Annotated in this window: 17 protein-coding genes; all 17 read left to right on the forward strand. The window is 32.9% G+C overall.

What is annotated here, in order from left to right:
• The first annotated feature begins 2 nt into the window (after positions 1-2).
• The 17 genes from leuC (at position 3) to ribB (ending at position 21874) form a co-directional block, all read left to right on the forward strand.
• On the forward strand, positions 3-1397 hold the full coding sequence (gene leuC, locus G8C41_RS07570; RefSeq protein ID WP_105297170.1) for a 3-isopropylmalate dehydratase large subunit: 1395 nt from the start codon (positions 3-5) through the stop codon (positions 1395-1397).
• A gap of 17 nt (positions 1398-1414) precedes the next feature.
• The gene (gene leuD, locus G8C41_RS07575; protein ID WP_160542771.1) at positions 1415-2011 is read left to right on the forward strand and encodes a 3-isopropylmalate dehydratase small subunit; all 597 of its coding nucleotides are present in this window, start codon (positions 1415-1417) and stop codon (positions 2009-2011) included.
• 81 nt (positions 2012-2092) lie between these two features.
• Positions 2093-3604 carry an alpha-isopropylmalate synthase regulatory domain-containing protein gene (locus G8C41_RS07580; protein WP_166007057.1) on the forward strand — a complete coding sequence of 504 codons (1512 nt, stop codon included), beginning with the start codon at positions 2093-2095 and terminating at the stop codon, positions 3602-3604.
• A 210-nt stretch (positions 3605-3814) separates the two neighbouring features.
• Entirely contained in the window at positions 3815-4885 is a 1071-nt protein-coding gene (gene leuB, locus G8C41_RS07585) for a 3-isopropylmalate dehydrogenase (RefSeq protein WP_166007059.1), read from the forward strand.
• 585 nt (positions 4886-5470) lie between these two features.
• A complete protein-coding gene (gene ilvD / locus G8C41_RS07590) occupies positions 5471-7300 on the forward strand; it encodes a dihydroxy-acid dehydratase (RefSeq protein ID WP_166007061.1) in 1830 nt (609 codons plus the stop codon).
• A 28-nt stretch (positions 7301-7328) separates the two neighbouring features.
• The gene (ilvB, locus tag G8C41_RS07595) at positions 7329-9035 is read left to right on the forward strand and encodes a biosynthetic-type acetolactate synthase large subunit (RefSeq protein ID WP_160542778.1); all 1707 of its coding nucleotides are present in this window, start codon (positions 7329-7331) and stop codon (positions 9033-9035) included.
• 9 nt (positions 9036-9044) lie between these two features.
• On the forward strand, positions 9045-9716 hold the full coding sequence (locus G8C41_RS07600) for a class I SAM-dependent methyltransferase (protein ID WP_160568494.1): 672 nt from the start codon (positions 9045-9047) through the stop codon (positions 9714-9716).
• Positions 9717-9724: 8 nt separating this feature from the next.
• Entirely contained in the window at positions 9725-10279 is a 555-nt protein-coding gene (ilvN, locus tag G8C41_RS07605) for an acetolactate synthase small subunit (protein ID WP_105297163.1), read from the forward strand.
• A gap of 13 nt (positions 10280-10292) precedes the next feature.
• Positions 10293-11339 (forward strand): ketol-acid reductoisomerase, encoded by a 1047-nt coding sequence (gene ilvC, locus G8C41_RS07610; protein WP_105297162.1) that lies wholly within the window; start codon positions 10293-10295, stop codon positions 11337-11339.
• Between the two features lie 76 nt (positions 11340-11415).
• On the forward strand, positions 11416-13146 hold the full coding sequence (locus tag G8C41_RS07615; RefSeq protein ID WP_166007063.1) for a hypothetical protein: 1731 nt from the start codon (positions 11416-11418) through the stop codon (positions 13144-13146).
• A 68-nt stretch (positions 13147-13214) separates the two neighbouring features.
• Positions 13215-14723 (forward strand): glutamate--tRNA ligase, encoded by a 1509-nt coding sequence (gene gltX / locus G8C41_RS07620; protein WP_166007065.1) that lies wholly within the window; start codon positions 13215-13217, stop codon positions 14721-14723.
• 12 nt (positions 14724-14735) lie between these two features.
• Positions 14736-15167 (forward strand): ribose 5-phosphate isomerase B, encoded by a 432-nt coding sequence (gene rpiB / locus G8C41_RS07625; RefSeq protein WP_105297159.1) that lies wholly within the window; start codon positions 14736-14738, stop codon positions 15165-15167.
• Positions 15168-15276: 109 nt separating this feature from the next.
• Positions 15277-16008, forward strand: a complete 732-nt coding sequence (locus tag G8C41_RS07630; RefSeq protein ID WP_166007067.1) for a Bax inhibitor-1/YccA family protein — start codon at positions 15277-15279, stop codon at positions 16006-16008.
• A 149-nt stretch (positions 16009-16157) separates the two neighbouring features.
• Positions 16158-18638 carry an FtsK/SpoIIIE family DNA translocase gene (locus G8C41_RS07635; RefSeq protein WP_166007069.1) on the forward strand — a complete coding sequence of 827 codons (2481 nt, stop codon included), beginning with the start codon at positions 16158-16160 and terminating at the stop codon, positions 18636-18638.
• Positions 18639-18656: 18 nt separating this feature from the next.
• Positions 18657-19280: a LolA family protein gene (locus G8C41_RS07640; protein WP_105297156.1), complete on the forward strand. Its 624-nt coding sequence runs from the start codon at positions 18657-18659 to the stop codon at positions 19278-19280.
• Positions 19281-19283: 3 nt separating this feature from the next.
• A complete protein-coding gene (locus tag G8C41_RS07645; RefSeq protein WP_160565977.1) occupies positions 19284-20747 on the forward strand; it encodes an LptF/LptG family permease in 1464 nt (487 codons plus the stop codon).
• A 2-nt stretch (positions 20748-20749) separates the two neighbouring features.
• Complete coding sequence (ribB, locus tag G8C41_RS07650) at positions 20750-21874, forward strand: 3,4-dihydroxy-2-butanone-4-phosphate synthase (RefSeq protein WP_166007713.1); 1125 nt, start codon at positions 20750-20752, stop codon at positions 21872-21874.
• Positions 21875-21915 lie beyond the last annotated feature (41 nt).

Below are 21915 nucleotides of genomic sequence, written 5' to 3' on the forward strand. Positions count from 1 at the left end.
CCATGAAAACACTTTTTGACAAAATTTGGGATGCTCATACGGTTACGTCTATACAAGATGGGCCCACCCAATTATATATAGATAGGCATTTTTGCCATGAAGTTACCAGTCCCCAAGCCTTCAACGGACTAAGAGAAAGAGGATTAAAAGTTTTTAGACCCTCTCAAACAACGTTAACTGCCGACCACAATACACCCACTTGTAATCAAGATCAACCGGTAAAAGATCCTGTATCAAAAAAACAATTAGATACCCTTTCTAAAAATGCGGAAGAATTTGGCCTTACCCTTTATGCTCTTGGAAATGAGAGAAATGGAGTGGTTCACATTATTGGTCCTGAAAATGGCTATACCCAACCGGGGATGACCATCGTTTGCGGAGATAGTCACACTTCTACACACGGTGCCTTCGGAGCTATTGCATTTGGAATCGGAACCAGTGAGGTTGAAATGGTTTTGGCTACTCAATGTATTCTTCAAAGCAGACCCAAAACAATGAGAATTAATTTTAACGGAGCCCTAAGTGAAGGAGTAACGGCTAAAGATTTAGCATTATATATGATATCTACCCTTACCACAGGTGGAGCTACCGGTTATTTTGTTGAATATGCAGGAGAAGCTATTCGAAATCTTAATATGGAACAACGAATGACTCTTTGTAATTTAAGTATTGAAATGGGCGCACGAGGCGGATTAATTGCACCGGATGAAACCACATTTGAATATCTTAAAGGTAAAGACTTTGCTCCTAAAGGAGATAAATGGAAGGAAGCAGTTGAATACTGGAAAACGTTGAAAACCGACGAAGGAGCCCAATTCGATAAAGAATATACTTTTGACGCTACTAAGATTGAACCTATGGTTACCTACGGTACTAACCCGGGTATGGGAGTATCTATAACCGGATCCATACCTACTTTAGACGGATTGGATGAAACCGGTAAAATATCTTTCAAAAAATCATTGGATTACATGGGCTTTAATCCGGGAGAAAAAATGGAAGGAAAACCCATTGACTATGTATTTATTGGAAGTTGTACCAACGGAAGAATTGAAGATTTTAGAACCTTTGCAAATTTTGTAAAAGGCAAGAAAAAAGCAGAAAATGTAACCGCTTGGTTAGTTCCCGGAAGTCATCGTGTAGCTCAACAACTTATCGACGAAGGATTATATAAAATATTAGAAGAAGCAGGATTCGAAATTCGTCAACCCGGTTGTTCTGCTTGTCTTGCTATGAACGATGATAAAGTTCCGGCCGGAAAATATGCCGTTTCCACCACTAACCGAAACTTTGAAGGAAGACAGGGTCCCGGAGCTAGAACAATTTTGGCCAGCCCTTTAGTAGCTGCTGCTGCTGCTGTAACAGGAAAAATAACCGATCCTAGAAAACTAAACTAATCCTCTAAAAAAACAAAATGGAAAAATTTAAAACAATAACATCAACCTATGTTCCACTACCAATTGAAAATGTGGATACAGACCAAATCATACCCGCACGTTTCTTAAAAGCTACTAATAAAGAAGGTTTCGGAGATAATTTATTCGCTGATTGGAGATATGATAAAACCGGAAATCCAAAACCGGATTTTGTATTGAATAATCCAACATACAGCGGGAACATATTAGTTGCAGGAAAGAATTTCGGAAGCGGTTCCAGTAGAGAACATGCTGCTTGGGCAGTTTCCGGATATGGCTTCCGTGCAGTGGTTTCCAGCTATTTTGCTGATATTTTTAAAAATAATTCCCTTAACAACGGATTACTTCCGGTAGTAGTAAGTCCTGAATTTTTATCGGATCTTTTCGAAAATGTACATTCAGATCCTAACAATACTATTACTATTGATCTGGAAAAGCAAACAATCACCAATAATAAAACGGGAAAAACGGAAATTTTTGACATTAACTCTTATAAAAAAGAGTGCCTTCTTCAAGGGCTTGATGATATAGATTACTTATTATCTAAAAAAGATAAAATTGAAGAATATGAAAAAAACCGTGTTTTTCAATACTAAATTAGATACGATTTTATCATCTCATTTTTCTAAGTAAAGGTCCCATTGGGTCTATCACGTATCATTAATAAAAACAACAGTATGATAGAAATTATGGATACCACTCTCCGTGATGGAGAGCAAACTTCCGGTGTTTCATTTTCCATGCAAGAAAAACTAAGCGTTGCCCGTCTACTCATAGATATGGGATTAAATAGATTGGAAATTGCTTCTGCTAAAGTTTCTGAAGGAGAATTTTTAACTGTTCAAAAAATAGCCTCTTGGGCAGAGAACGCCGGACACTTAGATAAGTTAGAAATATTAGGATTTGTTGACAAAGGGGTGTCCTTAGATTGGATAAAAAGAACCGGGTGTAAAACAATCAATTTATTAACCAAAGGGTCTCTTAAACATGTAACAGAACAATTACGCAAAACACCCGAACAACATGTAAAAGATATTAAGCATGATATTTCACTTGCAGAATCCATGGGGATTTCGGTGAATATATATTTGGAAGATTGGTCTAATGGTATGATTCATTCAAAAGACTATGTTTTTTTTATGATTAATCAACTGAAAGACCTTCCTATCCAACGTTTTATGCTTCCTGATACTTTAGGAATTCTTAACCCCCTTAACACAAAACTTTTTTGTACGGAAATAGTTCATCGTTACCCGAATATTCACTTTGATTTTCATGCGCACAATGATTACGATTTGGCTGTTGCCAATGTAATGGCCGCAGTAGATTCCGGAATTCAAGGAATTCATGTTACCATGAACGGATTAGGAGAAAGAGCCGGAAACGCTCCATTACCGAGTGTAATTGCTGTTCTCCATGATCAAATGAAGATAAAAACTTCCGTAAAAGAATACATGTTAAATAAAGTAAGTCGTGTAGTAGAAACCTACTCAGGACTAAATATTTCATCCAATCAACCGGTAATCGGAGAAAATGTTTTTACCCAAACAGCCGGAATACATGCCGATGGTGACAATAAAAACAATTTGTATTACAATGATTTGCATCCGGATCGATTCGGTAGAGTTCGAGAATATGCCCTGGGTAAATTATCCGGAAAAGCTAATATTAAAAAAAATATTGAAGCTTTAGGAATCGAATTGGATGAAAAAGATATGGTTAAAGTAACCAACCGAGTTATTGAATTAGGAGACAGAAAAGAAATTATTACACAAGAAGACCTCCCATTCATCATTTCGGATGTTTTAAATACTAATGAAAATGAAAAGAAAGTAAAAATACTTTCTTATGCTTTAGTTTTAAGTAAAGGTTTGCATCCAACAGCATCCATTCGTATGGAAATTGACGGAAAAATGTATGAACAAACAGCTTCAGGTGATGGACAATATGATGCATTCTCTGAAGCTATCAGTCTCATTTATGAAAAATTGAACAAGGCTAAACCTATCCTTACTAACTATAAAGTAATTATTCCACCCGGGGGACAAACGGATGCGCTTGTACAAACGGTTATATCTTGGAAGTTAAATGATTACGAATTTAAAACCAGAGGACTGGATGCTGACCAAACAGAAGCTGCTATAAAAGCGACTGAAAAAATGCTGAATATAATTGAAAACCTTCATTAAAATTGGTAATTATTTGAGGAAATTAGGTTTTCAACTTATTTAATTTAAAAAATTTTAATCGTTTATATAATTTTGATGCGGAAATTATTTCCAAACTAAAATGTATTAACGCTTTAAATTTAGGTATGATGAAAATTTTTTAAACCTAAACCGGTATAAGGTTTAAAAATGCATAACAAATAAAGAATATAAATATAAAGAATATATAAAATGAAATTAAATATAGCCGTATTACCCGGAGACGGGATAGGCCCTGAAATCATAGCTCAAGCCTTAGAAGTAACTAAAGCTATATGCGCAAAATTTAATCATGAGCTTACTTATAAAGAAGCCTTAGTTGGAGCAATAGCTATAGACAAAACCGGAAATCCATACCCTCAGGAAACCCATGATTTATGTATGGATTCTGATGCCGTCTTATTTGGAGCTATCGGAGATCCTAAATATGACAACAATCCATCTGCTAAAGTTCGTCCGGAACAAGGTCTATTAAAAATGAGAAAAGAGCTTGGGTTATACGCAAACCTTCGTCCGATAAATACCTTTCCATCCTTACTACATAAATCTCCGCTTCGTCCTGATCTTGTGGATGGTGCAGATTTTATGTGCGTAAGAGAATTAACCGGAGGTTTATATTTTGGTCGTCCTCAAGGAAGAAGTGAAGATGGTAATACCGCTTACGACACTTGTGTATATACCAGAGAAGAAATTGAAAGAATTGTTAGGTTAGCTTATAAACTAGCAGGACAAAGAAATAAAAAACTGACTATAGTTGATAAAGCAAATGTACTTTGCTCTTCTCGTTTATGGAGACAGGTATCTCAAGAAATAGAAAAAGAATTTCCAGATATCGAAACTGAATATATGTTTGTAGATAATGCTGCGATGCAGATTATTCAATGGCCTAAGCGTTTTGATGTTTTAGTTACAGAAAATCTTTTCGGAGATATCCTTACCGATGAAGCTTCCGTTATAACCGGATCTTTAGGAATGTTACCTTCTGCCTCAATCGGTATTCATACTTCCGTTTTTGAACCTATACATGGTTCCTACCCGCAAGCTGCCGGAAAAAATATAGCAAATCCACTAGCTACCATACTTTCTGCGGCATTAATGTTTGAATATGCTTTTGATTTAAAAGAAGAAGGAGCACTAATCAGAAAAGCGGTGGATGCTTCAATGGAACAAAAAATAGTTACCGAGGATATCGCATTCGATGGTAAAGCTTATTCAACTTCTGAAGTTGGTAATTGGATTGTAGAATATATTAAAAATTCATAGTTTAGTTAATAAAAGGGCTTTCATATAATGAGGTCCTTTTATTTCTTATTTGATTTATAAAACTTTAAAATCTAATTATAAGCAAAAGAAATTCTACTTTAAAGAATAACTGGCTTTTTCAATTAATAAATTACCTGTTTAAATTGCTAATTAGATAAATAAAATTATTTAGGTTACTTGTTTTTTAATTAATTATTATAAAAAGATTCATAAATTTCAGAGTATATCCAAAATACAAAAAAAATCACCATTGAATAAATCAATACAATATAAATAGCAAACTTTAATTTATATTTTTAACATTAAATTATAATTTAATTTCATCAAATATTATTTTATTTACAAATAATATTTGGACATAACAAAAAACAATCTTAATTTTGTCCCATTATTATAAAATTTATACTTAAAACCAATGTATCAACATAACTACATACTATTACTTCTTCTCGTTCTGGTCAATATATATTAATCAGAGAAAGGGATATACGTAAAATCAATTGTAGTTATTAAAAATATTCATAAGCCCTTTCTCTTATTAAGGAAAGGGCTTAAATTTTATAAAAAATAAAATAAACTAAAAAAATGAAATACCAGTTAAGAAGTCACACCAGTACACATGGTCGAAGAATGGCTGGAGCCCGAGCTCTATGGAGAGCTAACGGTATGCGCGAGGAACAAATGGGGAAGCCTTTAATCGCAATTGTAAATTCTTTTACCCAATTTGTACCCGGACACGTGCACTTGCATCAAATAGGTCAATTTGTAAAATCAGAAATAGAAGCTTTAGGTTGTTTTGCTGCCGAATTCAATACCATTGCCATAGACGACGGAATAGCCATGGGACACGATGGAATGTTATATTCTCTTCCTTCCAGAGACTTAATTGCCGATAGTGTTGAATATATGGTAAATGCGCATAAAGCAGATGCCATGATTTGCATAAGTAACTGTGATAAAATTACTCCGGGTATGCTTATGGCCTCCATGCGCCTCAACATACCGACTATATTTGTTTCGGGCGGTCCTATGGAAGCCGGTGAATTAAATAATCAACATTTAGATTTAATCGATGCTATGATTAAATCTGCAGACTTAACGGTTTCAGATAAAGAGGTGAATGCCATTGAACGATCTGCCTGTCCAACTTGCGGATCATGTTCCGGCATGTTTACGGCAAATTCCATGAATTGTTTAAACGAAGCAATTGGATTAGCACTTCCCGGAAATGGAACTATAGTAGCTACTCATGCTAACAGAAAAAAATTATTTAAGGATGCAGCTGCCCTAATTGTTAAAAACGCTTATAAATATTATCAAGAGGGAGACGAATCGGTTTTACCTAGAAATATTGCAACTAAACAAGCTTTTTTAAATTCAATGGCGCTAGATATAGCAATGGGTGGTTCAACAAACACTATTCTTCATTTATTAGCTATCGCCAATGAAGCTGAAGTAGATTTCACTATGGATGATATTGATGCATTATCAAGAAAAACACCATGTCTTTGTAAAGTTGCTCCTAATACAACTAAATATCATATACAAGATGTAAATAGAGCGGGAGGAATTATGGGTATTTTAGGAGAATTGGCTAAAGCTGATTTAATAGATACATCTACCCACCGTATCGATGGTTATACTTTAAAAGAAGCAATAGATGTATACGATATTACTAAATCAAACCCTACTAAAGAAGCATTAGATTTATACCAATCGGCACCGGGTAATAAATTTAATTTAGTAATGGGATCGCAAAATTCAACCTATTCTACATTGGATACCGATCGTTCCGAAGGATGTATTCGAGATTGGAATCATGCCTATACTAAAGATGGTGGTTTAGCTATATTAAAAGGAAACATAGCTCTAAACGGTTGTGTAGTTAAAACAGCAGGTGTGGACGAAAGTATATTTAAGTTTACAGGAACTGCCAAAGTATTTCAATCTCAAGATGCCGCTTGTGAGGGGATTTTATCGGGAAAAGTTCAATCAGGTGATGTAGTAATTATTACTTATGAAGGACCTAAAGGGGGACCCGGCATGCAAGAAATGCTCTATCCTACTTCATACATAAAATCTAAGCACTTAGGAAAAGAATGCGCCTTAATTACAGATGGTAGATTTTCTGGAGGAACTTCCGGTTTATCTATAGGGCACGTTTCGCCCGAAGCTGCAGCAGGAGGAGCCATTGGTTTGGTTGAAGACGGAGATATCATAGAAATCGATATTCCTAATCGAACCATTAATGTTAAAATATCCGATGAAGAATTGAAATTCCGAAGAGAACAAGAAATTTCCAAAGGATCAAATGCATTTAAACCGCAAAGAGATCGAAAAATTTCGAAAGCTTTAAAGGCTTATGCCAGTATGGTTAGCTCTGCTGATTTAGGAGCTGTAAGAATAATAAAATAAATGACTAAACAATAAGAGAATAAAGACTATGAATACTAATATTTCAGGAAGTGAGGCTTTAATACAATCCTTGCTTAAAGAAGGGGTAGATACCATATTCGGATATCCGGGAGGCGCTATTATGCCGGTATTCGATGCTTTATACGATTATAAAGATAAAATCAATCATATTCTTGTACGTCATGAACAGGCTGCGGCTCATGCTGCACAAGGCTATGCCCGTGCTAAAGGCAAACCCGGAATCGTTTTGGTAACTTCCGGTCCGGGTGCCACTAACACTGTAACCGGGATAGCAGATGCCATGATTGACAGTACTCCCCTGGTAGTAATTTCGGGACAAGTATTTTCCGGTTTACTGGGAAGTGATGCTTTTCAAGAAGCTGATGTAGTAGGAATAACTAAGCCGATCAGCAAATGGACGTATCAGATACGAAATGCAGAAGATATTCCCTGGGCTGTAGCCAGAGCTTTTTATATAGCCAGTAATGGTCGTAAAGGTCCGGTAGTTTTAGATATAACCAAAGATGCTTTGCAAGGACAAATCGAATATGCCCCTGCAAAAATCAATTTTATAAGAAGTTATCAACCCATTCCGGATTTAAAACCGGAAGAAATCCGTGAAGCTGCCAAACTTATCAATGAAGCTAAAAAACCGTTGGCATTAATCGGTCAAGGAGTTATCTTAAGCGGAGCGGAAGAAGAACTTAAAAAGTTTTTGGAAAAAGCTGATATTCCCGCCGCATCCACGATGTTAGGTTTATCGGCCATTCCTACTGACCACCCTTTAAATGTGGGACTTTTAGGTATGCATGGTAATGTTGCCCCAAATGTGAAAACTAATGAATGTGATGTTTTAATAGCTATAGGTATGCGATTTGATGATCGGGTAACCGGTGATTTAAAAACGTATGCTAAACAGGCAAAAATTATTCATTTTGATATTGATCCTTCTGAAATTGATAAAAACGTAAAAACTCATGTAAAAGTTTTAGGTGATGCTAAAGCAACTTTAGCTGAGGTAACCCAATTAGTAAACGAAAATAAACACACCGAATGGTTAGACAGTTTTAAAGAATATTACGAAAAAGAATACGATGCTGTAATTGAAAAAGAATTGTATCCTGAATCCGGAAGCTTAAAAATGGGAGAAGTCGTAAGAAAAGTATCGGAAGCTACCCATCATGAAGGTATTTTAGTTACCGATGTTGGACAAAACCAAATGATGGGCGTTCGGTATTTTAAATATAAACAAAGCCGAAGTGTTATTACTTCCGGAGGACTTGGTACTATGGGATTTGGTTTACCGGCTGCCATTGGTGCAAAAATTGGTGCTCCTGATCGAACCGTTTGTTTATTTGTGGGCGATGGCGGAATTCAAATGACGATTCAAGAATTGGGAACGATCATGCAATATGACATTGATGTAAAAATTATCATATTAAACAACCATTTTCTAGGTATGGTGCGTCAATGGCAAGAATTGTTTTTTGACAAAAGATATTCTGAAACTCTTATGAAAAATCCAAATTTTGAAGCTATTGCTAAGGCCTACAATATTAAATCTAAAACCATAAGCAAAAGAGAAGAGTTGGATCAGGCAATTGAAGAAATGATTAATCATAAGGGATCTTACTTATTAGATGTTCAGGTTGAAATTCAGGGTATGGTATATCCGATGATTCCGGCCGGTTCGTGTGTTACTAACATTTTATTAGGAGAAACTAACCAAATATAAATCTATGTTATGGAAACTATTGAAACTCAATTTAACTCTGTCGCCCAACAATACGATAAACAGCGAAGAAAATTAATTCCCTGTTTTCAAGATTTTTATAAAATAGCGGTTGAAAATATAAACCTTTCATCATCTTCTCCTAAAATTTTAGATTTAGGGGCCGGTACCGGATTATTATCCGAATTTGTTCTTCAAAAATATCCAAATGCTCAAATTACTTTGGTTGATCTGTCAGAAAAAATGTTAGAAGTTGCTAAAAATAGGTTTGAAACTAATACCTCTATCCATATTATTCGACAAGATTTTACCACATATACATCGACACAACCATTTGATGCCGTTGTGTCCTCATTGGCTATTCATCACTTGGAAGACTCGGATAAAATTAAACTATATAATTCCATTTTTTCTTATCTTAAAGAGGAGGGCACATTTATAAATGCAGAGCAAGTTAGCGGTGAAGATGATTATTTTTCAAAATTTTATGATACCCGTTGGAGATATCAAATTGAAAACAGCGGACTTACCGCTGATGAAATTAAGGCTTCATATGAAAGAATTAAATTAGACAAAAGAAGTCCCATACTTGCCCAATTAAAATGGCTGAAAGATGCGGGTTTTAAACATGTTGATTGTCTTTATAAATATTATGACTTTGCTGTTTTATATGCTAAAAAGTAGAAATAATCATGAAAAACAAAACGTTATATACTGTAACTATATTTTCTGAAAACACTGTAGGACTTTTAGGTCAAGTAACCAGTGTTTTTACCAGAAGATTTTTAAATATTGAAACTTTATCGGTATCGCCGTCAGCTATTGAAGGCATACATAAATTTACCATTACGGTACTTTGTGATAAAGAAATGATTGAAAAAGTAGTAAAACAAATCGACAAATGCGTGGATGTGTTGAAATCTTACTATAATACCGACGATGAATTAATTCATCAGGAAATTGCTTTGTATAAATTACCCACTCCTGAATTTTTAAAAATTGGTTCGGTGGAAAATTTAATTAGAAAATATAATGCTCAGATACTTGAAATTAACGAGATTTGTGTTGTCATTCAAAAAACAGGGCATTACACCGATACGCAAGCTTTGTTTCAAGAATTGAGTGAAAATATTAAAGTATTGCAATTTATTCGTTCTGGAAGAATAGCTGTAAATACTTCAAAAATAGAACGCTTAAGTGATATGTTAAGTGAATTAAAAATAAAAGAATCTTTAATAAAAAATTAAAAATACTAACAAGATGGCACAAATGAATTTTGGTGGAGTAATTGAAAATGTAATTACTCGTGATGAGTTTCCTTTAGAAAAAGCTAGGGAAACATTAAAAGATGAAACCATTGCTGTTATTGGATATGGAGTACAAGGTCCCGGACAAGCATTAAATTTAAGAGATAACGGCTTCAATGTAATCGTTGGACAACGTAAAGGAGGTAAAACCTGGGATAAGGCTATTGCAGACGGTTGGGTTCCGGGTGAAACTTTATTTGATATAGAAGAAGCAGCATCAAAAGGAACTATTATTCAATATTTATTGTCAGATGCCGCACAAATTGAGGTTTGGCCTAAATTAAAACCTCATTTAACTGCCGGTAAAGCTTTATATTTTTCTCATGGTTTCGGTATTACTTTTAATGACCGTACCGGAATTATACCTCCTAAAGATATTGATGTAATTTTAGTTGCCCCTAAAGGATCAGGAACCAGCCTTAGACGTATGTTCTTGGAAGGAAGAGGGTTAAACTCCAGTTATGCAATTTTCCAGGATGCAACCGGTAAAGCTAAAGACAGAACTATCGCTTTAGGTATTGGTGTTGGCTCAGGGTATTTATTTGAAACTGACTTTAAACGTGAAGTTTATTCTGATCTAACAGGAGAAAGAGGTACTTTAATGGGTGCTATTCAAGGAATTTTATTAGCTCAATATGAAGTGTTACGTGAAAACGGACATACTCCATCTGAAGCTTTCAATGAAACAGTAGAAGAACTTACACAATCTTTAATGCCTCTTTTTGCTGAAAAAGGTATGGACTGGATGTATGCAAACTGTTCTACTACTGCGCAAAGAGGTGCATTAGATTGGATGACTCCTTTTCATGATGCCACTAAACCTGTATTTGCTAAGTTATATGCAGAAGTAGCTTCAGGAAATGAAGCACAAAGATCAATCGACACCAACTCTAAGCCTGACTATCGCGAAAAATTAGAAGAAGAACTTAAGGCTCTTCGTGAAAGCGAAATGTGGAAGGCCGGAGCTGTTGTTAGAGAATTACGACCGGAAAATAATTAATTAGTATTATATAAAAAAAGGAATATGCAAAATACATATTCCTTTTTTTATATTTACAAATTAAAATTACATTTAAATGTTTATAATTACTAAAAAATCTACTCTTCTAAATTCATCCGCATTAATTTTTCTTTTACTATCTCCCCTTTTCATAACATTATTTTTATCAAATCTATTATTTATATGTAAAATCAGCCTCTCCGGATTTACAATACTTTTTTCGTTTATATTATCTTATTTAGTTCTTTTTTTCTTAACAAGAAAAACTCATTGGTACGAATGGATTTTAACTCTTTTATTTTACCTTATATCATATTCACTTAGTATATTTTTCTATGATCTATCTTCCGATGGTCAATGGTATCATTTAGAAAGTATTATAAATCTAAAGAATGGATGGAATCCAATCTATGAAATATCAAAAACTAATGTTGCACAAATATATGTTCAATCCTATCCAAAAGGATATGAAATTATAGCCGCTTCTATTTACTCTTTTACTCAAAAAGTAGAATCAGGAAAGCTTATCAATATAATTGTTCTGATAGCTTCTCTAATATATGTTTTTAAATTGCTTAAACAAACTCAGTTAAGCAAGTTGAAGAGATATCTATATACGTTTCTTATCTGTATAAATCCAATAGTAGTTACTGAACTATTTACCCATTATTTAGACGGTTTCATGTATTCTTGCTTAATCATACTAATTTGTTCTTTTAGTTGCCTATTGAAAAGATATAACAAAATTGATTTAACGACTTTTATATTTACATTATCAATTTTCTCATCATTGAAATTTACTTCTATTTTATTAGTTTTTATATTTGTATTATTTTCTTTTATATACTTATGGAAAAATCATAAATTTAAATTTAAGTACCTATTTCCATTTTTAATATCCGGAATAATCATCTTTCCAATAACCAATATAAATCCCTATTTCACCAATTTAAAAAATAATCATCACGTTTTTCATCCCGCATTTGGTAAAGAAAAAATAGAAAACTTACTATCCTCTCATGTAAATTATGATTTTTACAAAAAAAACAGAATTGAAAAAGCCTTTATATCATATTTTTCTTATACCGGTGGCAGCAAAAAAACAACAAATTTAAAAATACCTTTTTCATTAAAACTATCCGAAATTAAAGTTCTTAGTGATGTAACCATTACTTATGGGGGATTTGGACCTTTCTTTGGAGGAATTGTTATTCTATCGACCCTTCTTTTCATTATTTCTTTTTTTATTCCTTCTAAAGCTCCTTCAGGATTGTACTACTTAATTTTAGGGGTTATTGCAAGTATTTTATCATTTCCAGATTTTTGGTTTGCAAGAATGGTTCCGCAACTTTATTTATGCCCTGTTTTAATTCTTTTACTAATGGAATATAAATCAATAAATTCTAAATATCTAAAATTCGGAACTCTTATAACTCTATTATTTATTAGCATTAATACGTTAATGTTCATCATAATTTCGCTTACCTTAAATTTTTATCTTAGTTTAAATACCCATTATCAGATTTCTCAAATGAAAAAGCTTGGGAAAAAATCCCCTATTCTTATCGATTATTTTTTTAAATCAAACGTAACTAGATTGGAAGAAAATGACATTACTTATAAAGTGACCGAGATTCCTTATTCAGAAGATGATAAAAATCTTCAATTCTTTGGTGCTAAAGGAAAAAATACGACCCGATTTATAGCTGAATTTAATGAAAAAGATAAAAGTAATTTATTACGATATTTAGATAATCAATATAATAAGATTTTCAATTACTATCAATCTTATAAAAAAATTAAGTGAAATTTAAGTTTCAATTCTCTATAATATATATTTTTTCTTTGTTACTTTTGCGTAGAAAAATATAGAAAATGTCAGAAATCAGAGTTCGATTTGCACCCAGTCCTACCGGATATTTACATATTGGAGGAGTAAGAACCGCTTTATATAATTATCTCTTTGCAAAAAAAAATAAGGGAAAATTTATCTTGCGCATTGAAGATACCGATCAAAACCGCTATGTTGAAGATGCCGAAAAATACATAAGTGAATCGTTGAAATGGTGTGGCTTAGAATTGGATGAAAGTCCGGAAAAAGGAGGACCCTATGCTCCATATAAACAATCTGAAAGAAAAGACATCTATAAAAAATATATCGAAGAAATACTTAAAACAGATTTCGCATATCTGGCTTTTGACACGCCGGAAGAATTAGAAAAGTTACGAAAAGAGTATGAGGAACAAGGCAAAGTATTTTCTTACAACCATGAAGTCAGAAATCAACTCAATAATAGCCTCTCTCTATCGCCCGATGAAGTCCAAAAAAAATTAAATGAGGGAGTTCCTTATGTGATCCGATTTAAAATCCCGCCACACAGAACTTTGGTTTTAAAAGATATTATTCGAGGCAACTTTTCTATCGATACATCTATTTTAGATGATAAAGTTTTAGTTAAGACTGACGGAATGCCTACCTATCATTTTGCCAATATAGTAGATGACCATACCATGGAAATTACCCATGTGATAAGAGGAGAAGAATGGCTTCCTTCCCTCGCCTTACATGTATTGCTCTATGAAGCACTGGGATGGAAATCACCGGAATTTGCCCATTTGCCTTTGATTTTAAAACCGGAAGGTAAGGGTAAATTGAGCAAACGAGATGGGGATAAATACGGATTTCCTGTATTTCCTCTTGCTTGGAAAAACGAAAAAGAAGGTACATCTTCCATAGGATACAGAGAAGAAGGTTACCTGCCTGAAGCCTTTATAAATATGTTGGCATTATTAGGATGGTCACCTTCCAATGACAAGGAAATACTATCTCTAAACGAAATGATTCAAGAGTTTGAATTGGAGAAAGTCCACAAAGCAGGAGCTCGTTTCAATCCTGATAAAGCAAAATGGTTTAATCATGAATATATTATTAAATCCAAAGCCTCTGACTTACTCCCTGAATTTCAAAAAATTTTGAAAGAAAAAGGTATTAAGACAGAAGACACTAAAGATATTCGAATCATCGAACTATTAAAAGAAAGAGTTAATTTTGTAAAAGAAATATGGGAAGTAGGTTCTTTTTTCTGGATTGCGCCTTCATCTTACCAAGAAAAAAGTTATAAAAAGGTTATTAAAGACGATACAAAAGCAATACTTACTCAATTAATTTCTAATCTGGAGTCTGTTTCATTCACCGAAAAAGAATTACATGACAAGATTCATGAATTTGTGGAAAACTCAGGATTGGGATTTGGAAAAGTAATGCAACCCTTACGTTTAGCTCTAGTTGGTGATCTTAAAGGACCGGATATTCCGGTTATTATGGAAATAATAGGAAAAACAGAAAGCTTACAACGTTTAAAAAATTTAGAATCAAAAATTTAAAAATAATAGGTCATGAAAATCGCATTAGCTTCAGATCATGCAGGATTTGAATATAAAAATTATATATTTAAATATCTCACTGAAAAAGGAAATCAGGTACATGACTTTGGAACCTATTCGGGAGAAAGTGTAGACTATCCGGATTTTGTACATCCTTTAGCTATTGCTGTTGAGAAAAATGAATTTGATTTCGGCATACTTTTCTGCGGCAGTGGTGAAGGGGTATCCATAACCGCAAATAAACATTCCGGAATACGTTGTGCCCTTTGTTGGCAAACAGATATTGCCCGTTTAGCCAGACAACATAACAATGCGAATGTGCTTTCCATTCCTGCGCGTTTTATTGCCAAAGAATTAGCTCAGGATATAATTGATACTTTTTTATCCACTCAATTTGAAGGGGGAAGACATCAAATGCGTGTAGATAAGATATCCAAATGGTAAAGCGAATTTTATAAATATGACAAAATTTCATAAATAATTTTTGGAATAGATATTGACTTTTTATGTAATACAAAATATTGTATATTTGAAATAATAAATAACTAAGCAAATGGATTATAAAGATTACGGAAACACTCTTGAACCATCGTTTCAAAAAAATGCCATAGCTAAACAGCAAGCTACATTTATATCTAAAGTATATATGTGGATGAGCTTGGCTTTATTTATAAGTGGTTCAACTGCTTATTTCACTGCAAATTCTCCGGGATTATTAAGCTTAATGTTTGGTACTACTGGCCCTACTTTCTTATATTATGCTTTAATTTTAGGTGAATTAGGATTAGTATTTGCTTTAAGCGGAGCAATCCATAAAATGACTTTAGGATTAGCATCGGCAGTCTTTTTGTTTTATTCTTTTTTAAACGGAATGACTTTGGCTATGATTTTCTTGGCTTATACCTTTTCATCTATAGCTACCACATTTTTTATTACTGCCGGTACATTTGCTATAATGAGTTTATATGGTTATTTTACCAAAACAGATCTTACAAAATTTGGAAGAATTCTATCTATGGCTTTACTAGGTGTACTATTAGCCATAGTTGTCAATATTTTCTTAAATAACTCCATGTTGGATTTAATTATTTCAGTAGTTGGAGTTTTAATATTTGTGGGATTAATTGCTTATGATACTCAAACTCTGAAAAATATAGGATCACAAATAAACTCTGAAGATGGAGAAAGTTATTCTAAAATTGCGATTCAAGGTGCCTTGTCTCTCTATTTAGATTTTATTAACCTTTTCTTATTTTTACTTAGATTTCTTGGTTCAAGAAGATAAATTTACTTTTTGAAAACGTTAAAATAGTTTATAGGTGAATAAAGTTTTTATTCACCTATTTATATATAATAAAATACCATTATTAAAACAAAATATAAATCTAACAGAAACTATAAAATTTGTAATTTTAAATTTATTTATAAATAAATATGGAGAACAATCCACAAGATAATAAAAATAATAAAAAAAAGCCCTTATTAAAAACAATCCTTGGTTTAGTTTTATTTAGCTTTTCCATCATCTTATTTATTTCATTCCTCTCATTTTACTTTAATTGGAAAGAAGATCAAAGCCAATTAACTTCTTATCTAAATAAAAATGTTACAGCGCAAAATATAATCGGTAAAACAGGCGCTTACTTAGGGGAAATATTTATTTTTGATGGTGTAGGAGTTATTGCATTTTTTATTCCGTTCTTCTTATTTATTTTATCTTTTAAAGTATTATTTAATAAAGAAATTCTAAAAATATGGAAACTTCTCTCTCATGGAATTTTCTTTATTATTTGGACCCCTATATTTCTAGCTATGATTTTCGGATCTAAATGGTTGCTTTCCGGTTTGATAGGCTATGAAGTATATGACTATTTAAAATCATTATTGGGCAGTGTGGGTACAGGTATTATATTGTTGCTGACCCTGTCGATATATTTTATCCTTGAATTTAATTTGAGCGTGGATCATGTAAAATCTAAATTGCATTCAACACCTTCTTTCAAACCGTCTAAAAAAGAAAAAGAAGAGGATGTTTTAAAAGAACCTTTTGAAGAAGACCAAATTTATGAGAAAATAAAAGACCCTAAAACCGTTCAATCTGAGACTGTTATCGCAAAAGTTCCAACAAAAAATGAAATTCAAGAAGAAAATTTAACAGGTATACAACAAGTCGAGTCACTAATAGAAGAGGAAAGTAATCCTATAAATTTATCCAATACCAATATTCTGATAGAAGAATCTTCCCATCCTGACGCAACCACTCATTCTAAAGAATTAGAAATTGATATTCCTACTACAGAAGAAACGGTTGAAGATGATATTTCACTGACTATTGAAGAAACTAAAAAAGAAGAAATTTTGTCTGAAAATGAGCCTAATAAAAATATTTATGACCAATTCGGACCTTATGATCCTAAATTAGATTTACCTAAATATAAATACCCTACTCTTGATCTTTTAACTCATTATAATACGAATAATAATATTACGATAAACAGTGAAGAGTTAGAAGAAAATAAAAATAAAATTGTAACAACACTTGCAAATTATGGCATTGGAATTTCAAGTATCAAAGCAACGGTCGGTCCAACAGTAACTTTATATGAAATTATTCCTGAAGCAGGTATCCGTATTTCCAAAATTAAAAATTTGGAAGATGATATAGCCCTTAGTCTCGCAGCTTTAGGAATTCGTATTATTGCTCCGATACCCGGAAAAGGAACTATTGGTATTGAAGTACCCAATAGTGCCGCAACGATGGTTTCCATGCGCTCGGTGATCGCTTCTCAAAAATTTCAAAAAATCGATATGGAACTACCTATTGTTTTTGGAAAAACCATATCTAATGAAACTTTCGTTACAGATTTAGCTAAAATGCCTCACATGCTCATGGCCGGGGCTACAGGACAGGGAAAATCGGTGGGATTAAACGCCATTATAACTTCTCTGTTATACAAAAAACATCCTAGTGAACTAAAATTCGTGTTTGTAGATCCTAAAAAGGTGGAACTTACTTTATACAACAAAATTGAACGTCATTTTCTTGCAAAATTACCGGATACGGATGAAGCCATTATTACCGATACGACTAAAGTGATTAATACTTTGAACTCACTTTGTGTGGAAATGGATAATCGTTACAAGCTTCTCCAATCAGCTTATGTAAGAACCATCAAAGAATATAACCAAAAATTTAAGGAACGTAAATTAAATCCTGAAAAAGGTCATCGATTCTTACCGTATATTGTTTTGGTTATTGATGAATTCGCTGATTTAATTATGACCGCCGGAAAAGAAGTAGAGCTCCCTATCGCCAGACTAGCTCAGTTGGCCAGAGCCATAGGAATTCATCTTATTATAGCTACACAAAGGCCTTCCGTAAATGTTATTACCGGAATGATTAAAGCCAACTTCCCCGCTCGTGTTGCATTCCGCGTAACTTCAAAAATAGATTCAAGAACTATTTTAGACGGAAATGGAGCCGATCAATTAATCGGGAAAGGAGATATGTTGTTCACCACCGGTAATGAGCTGATACGTATGCAATGTGCCTTTGTTGATACACCCGAAGTTGATAAAATAACAGAATATATTGGTTCTCAACAAGGATATCCGGATGCTTATTTATTGCCGGAATTTTATGAAGAAAATTCAAGTGTAAGCTCAAACGATGCGGTTGAAGCAAAAAGAGATGAGCTTTTTAATGATGCTGCTCGAGTAATTGTAACCGCTCAACAAGGATCCACCTCTTTAATTCAACGTAAATTATCATTGGGTTATAATAGAGCCGGAAGAATTATGGACCAACTTGAAGCCTTCGGCATTGTCGGGGCTTTCGAAGGAAGTAAGGCACGTAAAGTTCTGGTTACCGACCTGGTTAGTTTGGAACAATTATTGGAAAATTTAAACCCCTAAAAAACATTACCTAATAATATGAAAAAGATATTTGCATTCTTATTTATTTGTTCTTCATTTTTAATATGGGCTCAAAAAATTGATCCGGAAGCAAAAAGACTTTTAGATACAGCTAGTGCGAAACTCAGCCAAAATTCAACATTTTACATAAAATTCAATTATTTATATTCTATACCCGGACAAAAAAGTATATCTGAAATTGGACAGGTTTATGCCGCTAAAGAAAAGTATCATTTAATTTTGCCCAGTATTACCCAAATTTATGACGGAAATAAGATTTACACTATTTCTAAGGAAGATAAAGAAATTACTTCTTCTGACAAAGAAGACGGTGAAAGCCTATCTCCTACCAATATTTTAAGTCTTTATAAAAGCGGTTTTAATATTACTTTTGAAGGAAATACAACTATTAATAATGTTAAATGTTCCGTTATTAAATTGGTTCCTATTGATACCAAAAAATCAAAATCTATACTTCTTGCTCTTTCTAATAATAAGATCATAAGAGTATCTGAAAATTATAACGACGGAAGTTCTTTAATTTTAATGATCATTGATTTTAAAGAAAATTTAATTGTAAATAAATCTTTACTTACATTTGATAAAAATAACTATAAAGATTACACACTAACAGAGTTATAAAAGATGATTAAAAAGTTAGACTGGTATATTATCCGCACTTTTTTTGGTCCTTTTTTATTTATATTTAGCGTTTTAATGTTCATCTTTGTAGTTCAGTTTGCCTTTAACCAAATGGATAAATTTTTAGGTAAAGGACTGAACTTATGGGACATATCTAAATTATTATATTATCTGGGCTTGGATGTGATTCGTCTCGTTTTACCTTTAACTATCTTGTTGTCATCAATTATGACATTTGGTGGTTTCGGAGAGCGATATGAACTAGCTGCAATGAAATCAGCTGGAATTTCATTAGCCCGAATAATGTATCCTCTTTTTAGTCTTGTAGTCTTACTGGCCATCTGGTTATTTTATTTCTGTAACACCACACTTCCCGAAAACCAACGAAGAGCGCGTAATATGCTCATCAATATTGCACAAACAAGACCTGCCCTTAATTTTGAAGAAGGACGGTTTATTAAGGAAATGAATCCTTTAAGCATTAAAATTGGCAGAAAAAGTGGTAAAAATGATAGTGAATGGGATCAAGTATTTATTCATAAAAATGCTTCCCCTTTTGAAGATCAACAAACCATTATAGCAGATAAAGGAAATATAATTTCCAAAGATAACCATTACTTAAAAATTGAATTATATAACGGATATATATATCAAGATAACATTAAAGGTAAGAATTTAAATGAACTAAAAAAACAACCGGGTAATTCCATTAAGTTTGACACCTTAACTCAATATTACGATATTTCAGATATAATTAAAAAGTCACTAGATAAACAATCCGAAGGGGATAATTTTAGATATAAATCAGTATCCGAATTAAGCACCTATATAGATTCCATCAAAACTTCCAATACTGTGTACTTTAAAGGGCTTGGAGAAAATGGCATGAAACTTTTGTTAGGAGAAACGAACTCGTTGGATTCCCTAGATTATAGTCATTATAATGAAGATTTTCCGTTTGAATGGTCTAACTTAGATGAAAACACTAAATATAATTTAGTTAAAGCCGCCATAAATCAGGTTACTCTGTCTAAATATGAATTAGGTTCAAAAGCCACTGAAATGAAAGCGGTTGAAAAATTTATTGCTAAAATGATTTTATGGCAGCAAAAAAATATCATTTCATATTCTGTTACCTGTATTGTATTTTTCTTAATAGGAGCTCCGCTAGGATCAATCATTAGAAAAGGGGGAGTCGGTTTGCCTGTAGTTGTAGCCATAATAATATTTATCATTTTTTATATTTTAGGGCTTTATATGGAAAATTTGGCGAAAAATCAGGTAATCAACGCCTATTGGGCTTCTTGGATTCCAAATGCAATATTTCTACCTGTTGGAATTTTTCTAACTATAAAATCCATGAGAGATTCTGAACTATTTGACGTGGATAATTATTTAAAACCTTTTAAAAGATTTATTAGTAAATTTATCAAACAAAAAAAATTAGAACACAGTAGATACCAATGATTATTACAGACTTAAAAATGAATACCATATCAGAAGCTCTTGAAGAATTAAGACAGGGAAAGGTAATTATAGTTGTTGATGATGAAGATCGTGAAAACGAGGGTGATTTTGTTGCTGCAGCTTCAACTATGACACCTGAAACTATAAATTTTATGACTAAGTACGGAAGAGGTTTGATTTGCACGCCTTTAACTCAAAAAAGAGCTGAAGAACTGGACTTGGAATACATGGTCGGAAAAAATACTGATCCTAAGCAAACGGCTTTCACTGTTTCAGTAGATTTACTTGGACATGGGATTACTACAGGTATTTCCGCTTCTGATCGATCCAAAACCGTTAAAGCTCTTGTCGATGAAAATATCAAGCCAAGTGATTTTGCACGTCCGGGTCATATTTTTCCTTTAGTTGCAAAAAAAGGAGGAGTACTTAAAAGAGACGGACACACTGAAGCTACAGTCGATTTATTACAATTAGCGGGACTTCCTTCTACCGGAGTTTTAGTTGAAATCATGAATGAAGATGGAACAATGGCTCGTTTACCTCAATTAATGGAAGTTGCTAAGAAATTTGATTTAAAAATTATAACTATTAAAGACTTAATTTCATATCGACTTAAAAATGATTCTTTGATTGAAAAAATCGACGATGAAGTAATTAAAACCCATTATGGAGAATTACGATTTGTAACGTATAAAGATAAAACCAACGATCAAATTCATTTTGCCTTAGTGAAGGGAGAAATTAATGATGATGAAATCATACCTGTTAAAGTTTGTGCTAACAATATATATTTGGATCTTTTCAAAACCCTTGCTCAAGGAGAAGAAACCATTGTAAATAAAGCTATTAATTTTATTAATGAAAATGGCAAAGGAGTAATTATTTTTATAAACAATCCTTCCAATACAGAGGTAATTGAAAATCATCTGAGCGAACTCAAAAAATACATATCGGGAGAAATAGCTGATTTTGGCATACAATCAGACGAAAGGGATTTAGGAATCGGTGCACAAATAATTAAAAATTTAGGAATTAAAAATATCAATGTTTTAACAACCAATCCTAACAAAAATTTCCCTTTAAGTAGTGGATATGGAATTAAGATTGTAAATGAAATTAAAATTTAAATTTCATTCTCATAAATTATAAATAAAGAAGCTATATAGTA

Origin of the sequence: Apibacter sp. B3706, from assembly GCF_011082725.1 — a bacterium.
GTDB lineage: Bacteria > Bacteroidota > Bacteroidia > Flavobacteriales > Weeksellaceae > Apibacter.

Excerpts from the sequence above, each read along its gene's own strand:
- ilvB (WP_160542778.1), top strand. The coding sequence starts at position 7,329 with ATGAATACTAATATTTCAGGAAGTGAGGCTTTAATACAATCCTTGCTT.
- ilvN (WP_105297163.1), top strand. The coding sequence starts at position 9,725 with ATGAAAAACAAAACGTTATATACTGTAACTATATTTTCTGAAAACACT.
- G8C41_RS07645 (WP_160565977.1), top strand. The coding sequence starts at position 19,284 with ATGATTAAAAAGTTAGACTGGTATATTATCCGCACTTTTTTTGGTCCT.
- G8C41_RS07635 (WP_166007069.1), top strand. The coding sequence starts at position 16,158 with ATGGAGAACAATCCACAAGATAATAAAAATAATAAAAAAAAGCCCTTA.
- leuB (WP_166007059.1), top strand. The coding sequence starts at position 3,815 with ATGAAATTAAATATAGCCGTATTACCCGGAGACGGGATAGGCCCTGAA.
- G8C41_RS07630 (WP_166007067.1), top strand. The coding sequence starts at position 15,277 with ATGGATTATAAAGATTACGGAAACACTCTTGAACCATCGTTTCAAAAA.
- ilvC (WP_105297162.1), top strand. The coding sequence starts at position 10,293 with ATGGCACAAATGAATTTTGGTGGAGTAATTGAAAATGTAATTACTCGT.
- G8C41_RS07615 (WP_166007063.1), top strand. The coding sequence starts at position 11,416 with ATGTTTATAATTACTAAAAAATCTACTCTTCTAAATTCATCCGCATTA.
- ilvD (WP_166007061.1), top strand. The coding sequence starts at position 5,471 with ATGAAATACCAGTTAAGAAGTCACACCAGTACACATGGTCGAAGAATG.
- gltX (WP_166007065.1), top strand. The coding sequence starts at position 13,215 with ATGTCAGAAATCAGAGTTCGATTTGCACCCAGTCCTACCGGATATTTA.
- G8C41_RS07640 (WP_105297156.1), top strand. The coding sequence starts at position 18,657 with ATGAAAAAGATATTTGCATTCTTATTTATTTGTTCTTCATTTTTAATA.
- leuD (WP_160542771.1), top strand. The coding sequence starts at position 1,415 with ATGGAAAAATTTAAAACAATAACATCAACCTATGTTCCACTACCAATT.
- rpiB (WP_105297159.1), top strand. The coding sequence starts at position 14,736 with ATGAAAATCGCATTAGCTTCAGATCATGCAGGATTTGAATATAAAAAT.
- G8C41_RS07580 (WP_166007057.1), top strand. The coding sequence starts at position 2,093 with ATGATAGAAATTATGGATACCACTCTCCGTGATGGAGAGCAAACTTCC.
- G8C41_RS07600 (WP_160568494.1), top strand. The coding sequence starts at position 9,045 with ATGGAAACTATTGAAACTCAATTTAACTCTGTCGCCCAACAATACGAT.
- leuC (WP_105297170.1), top strand. The coding sequence starts at position 3 with ATGAAAACACTTTTTGACAAAATTTGGGATGCTCATACGGTTACGTCT.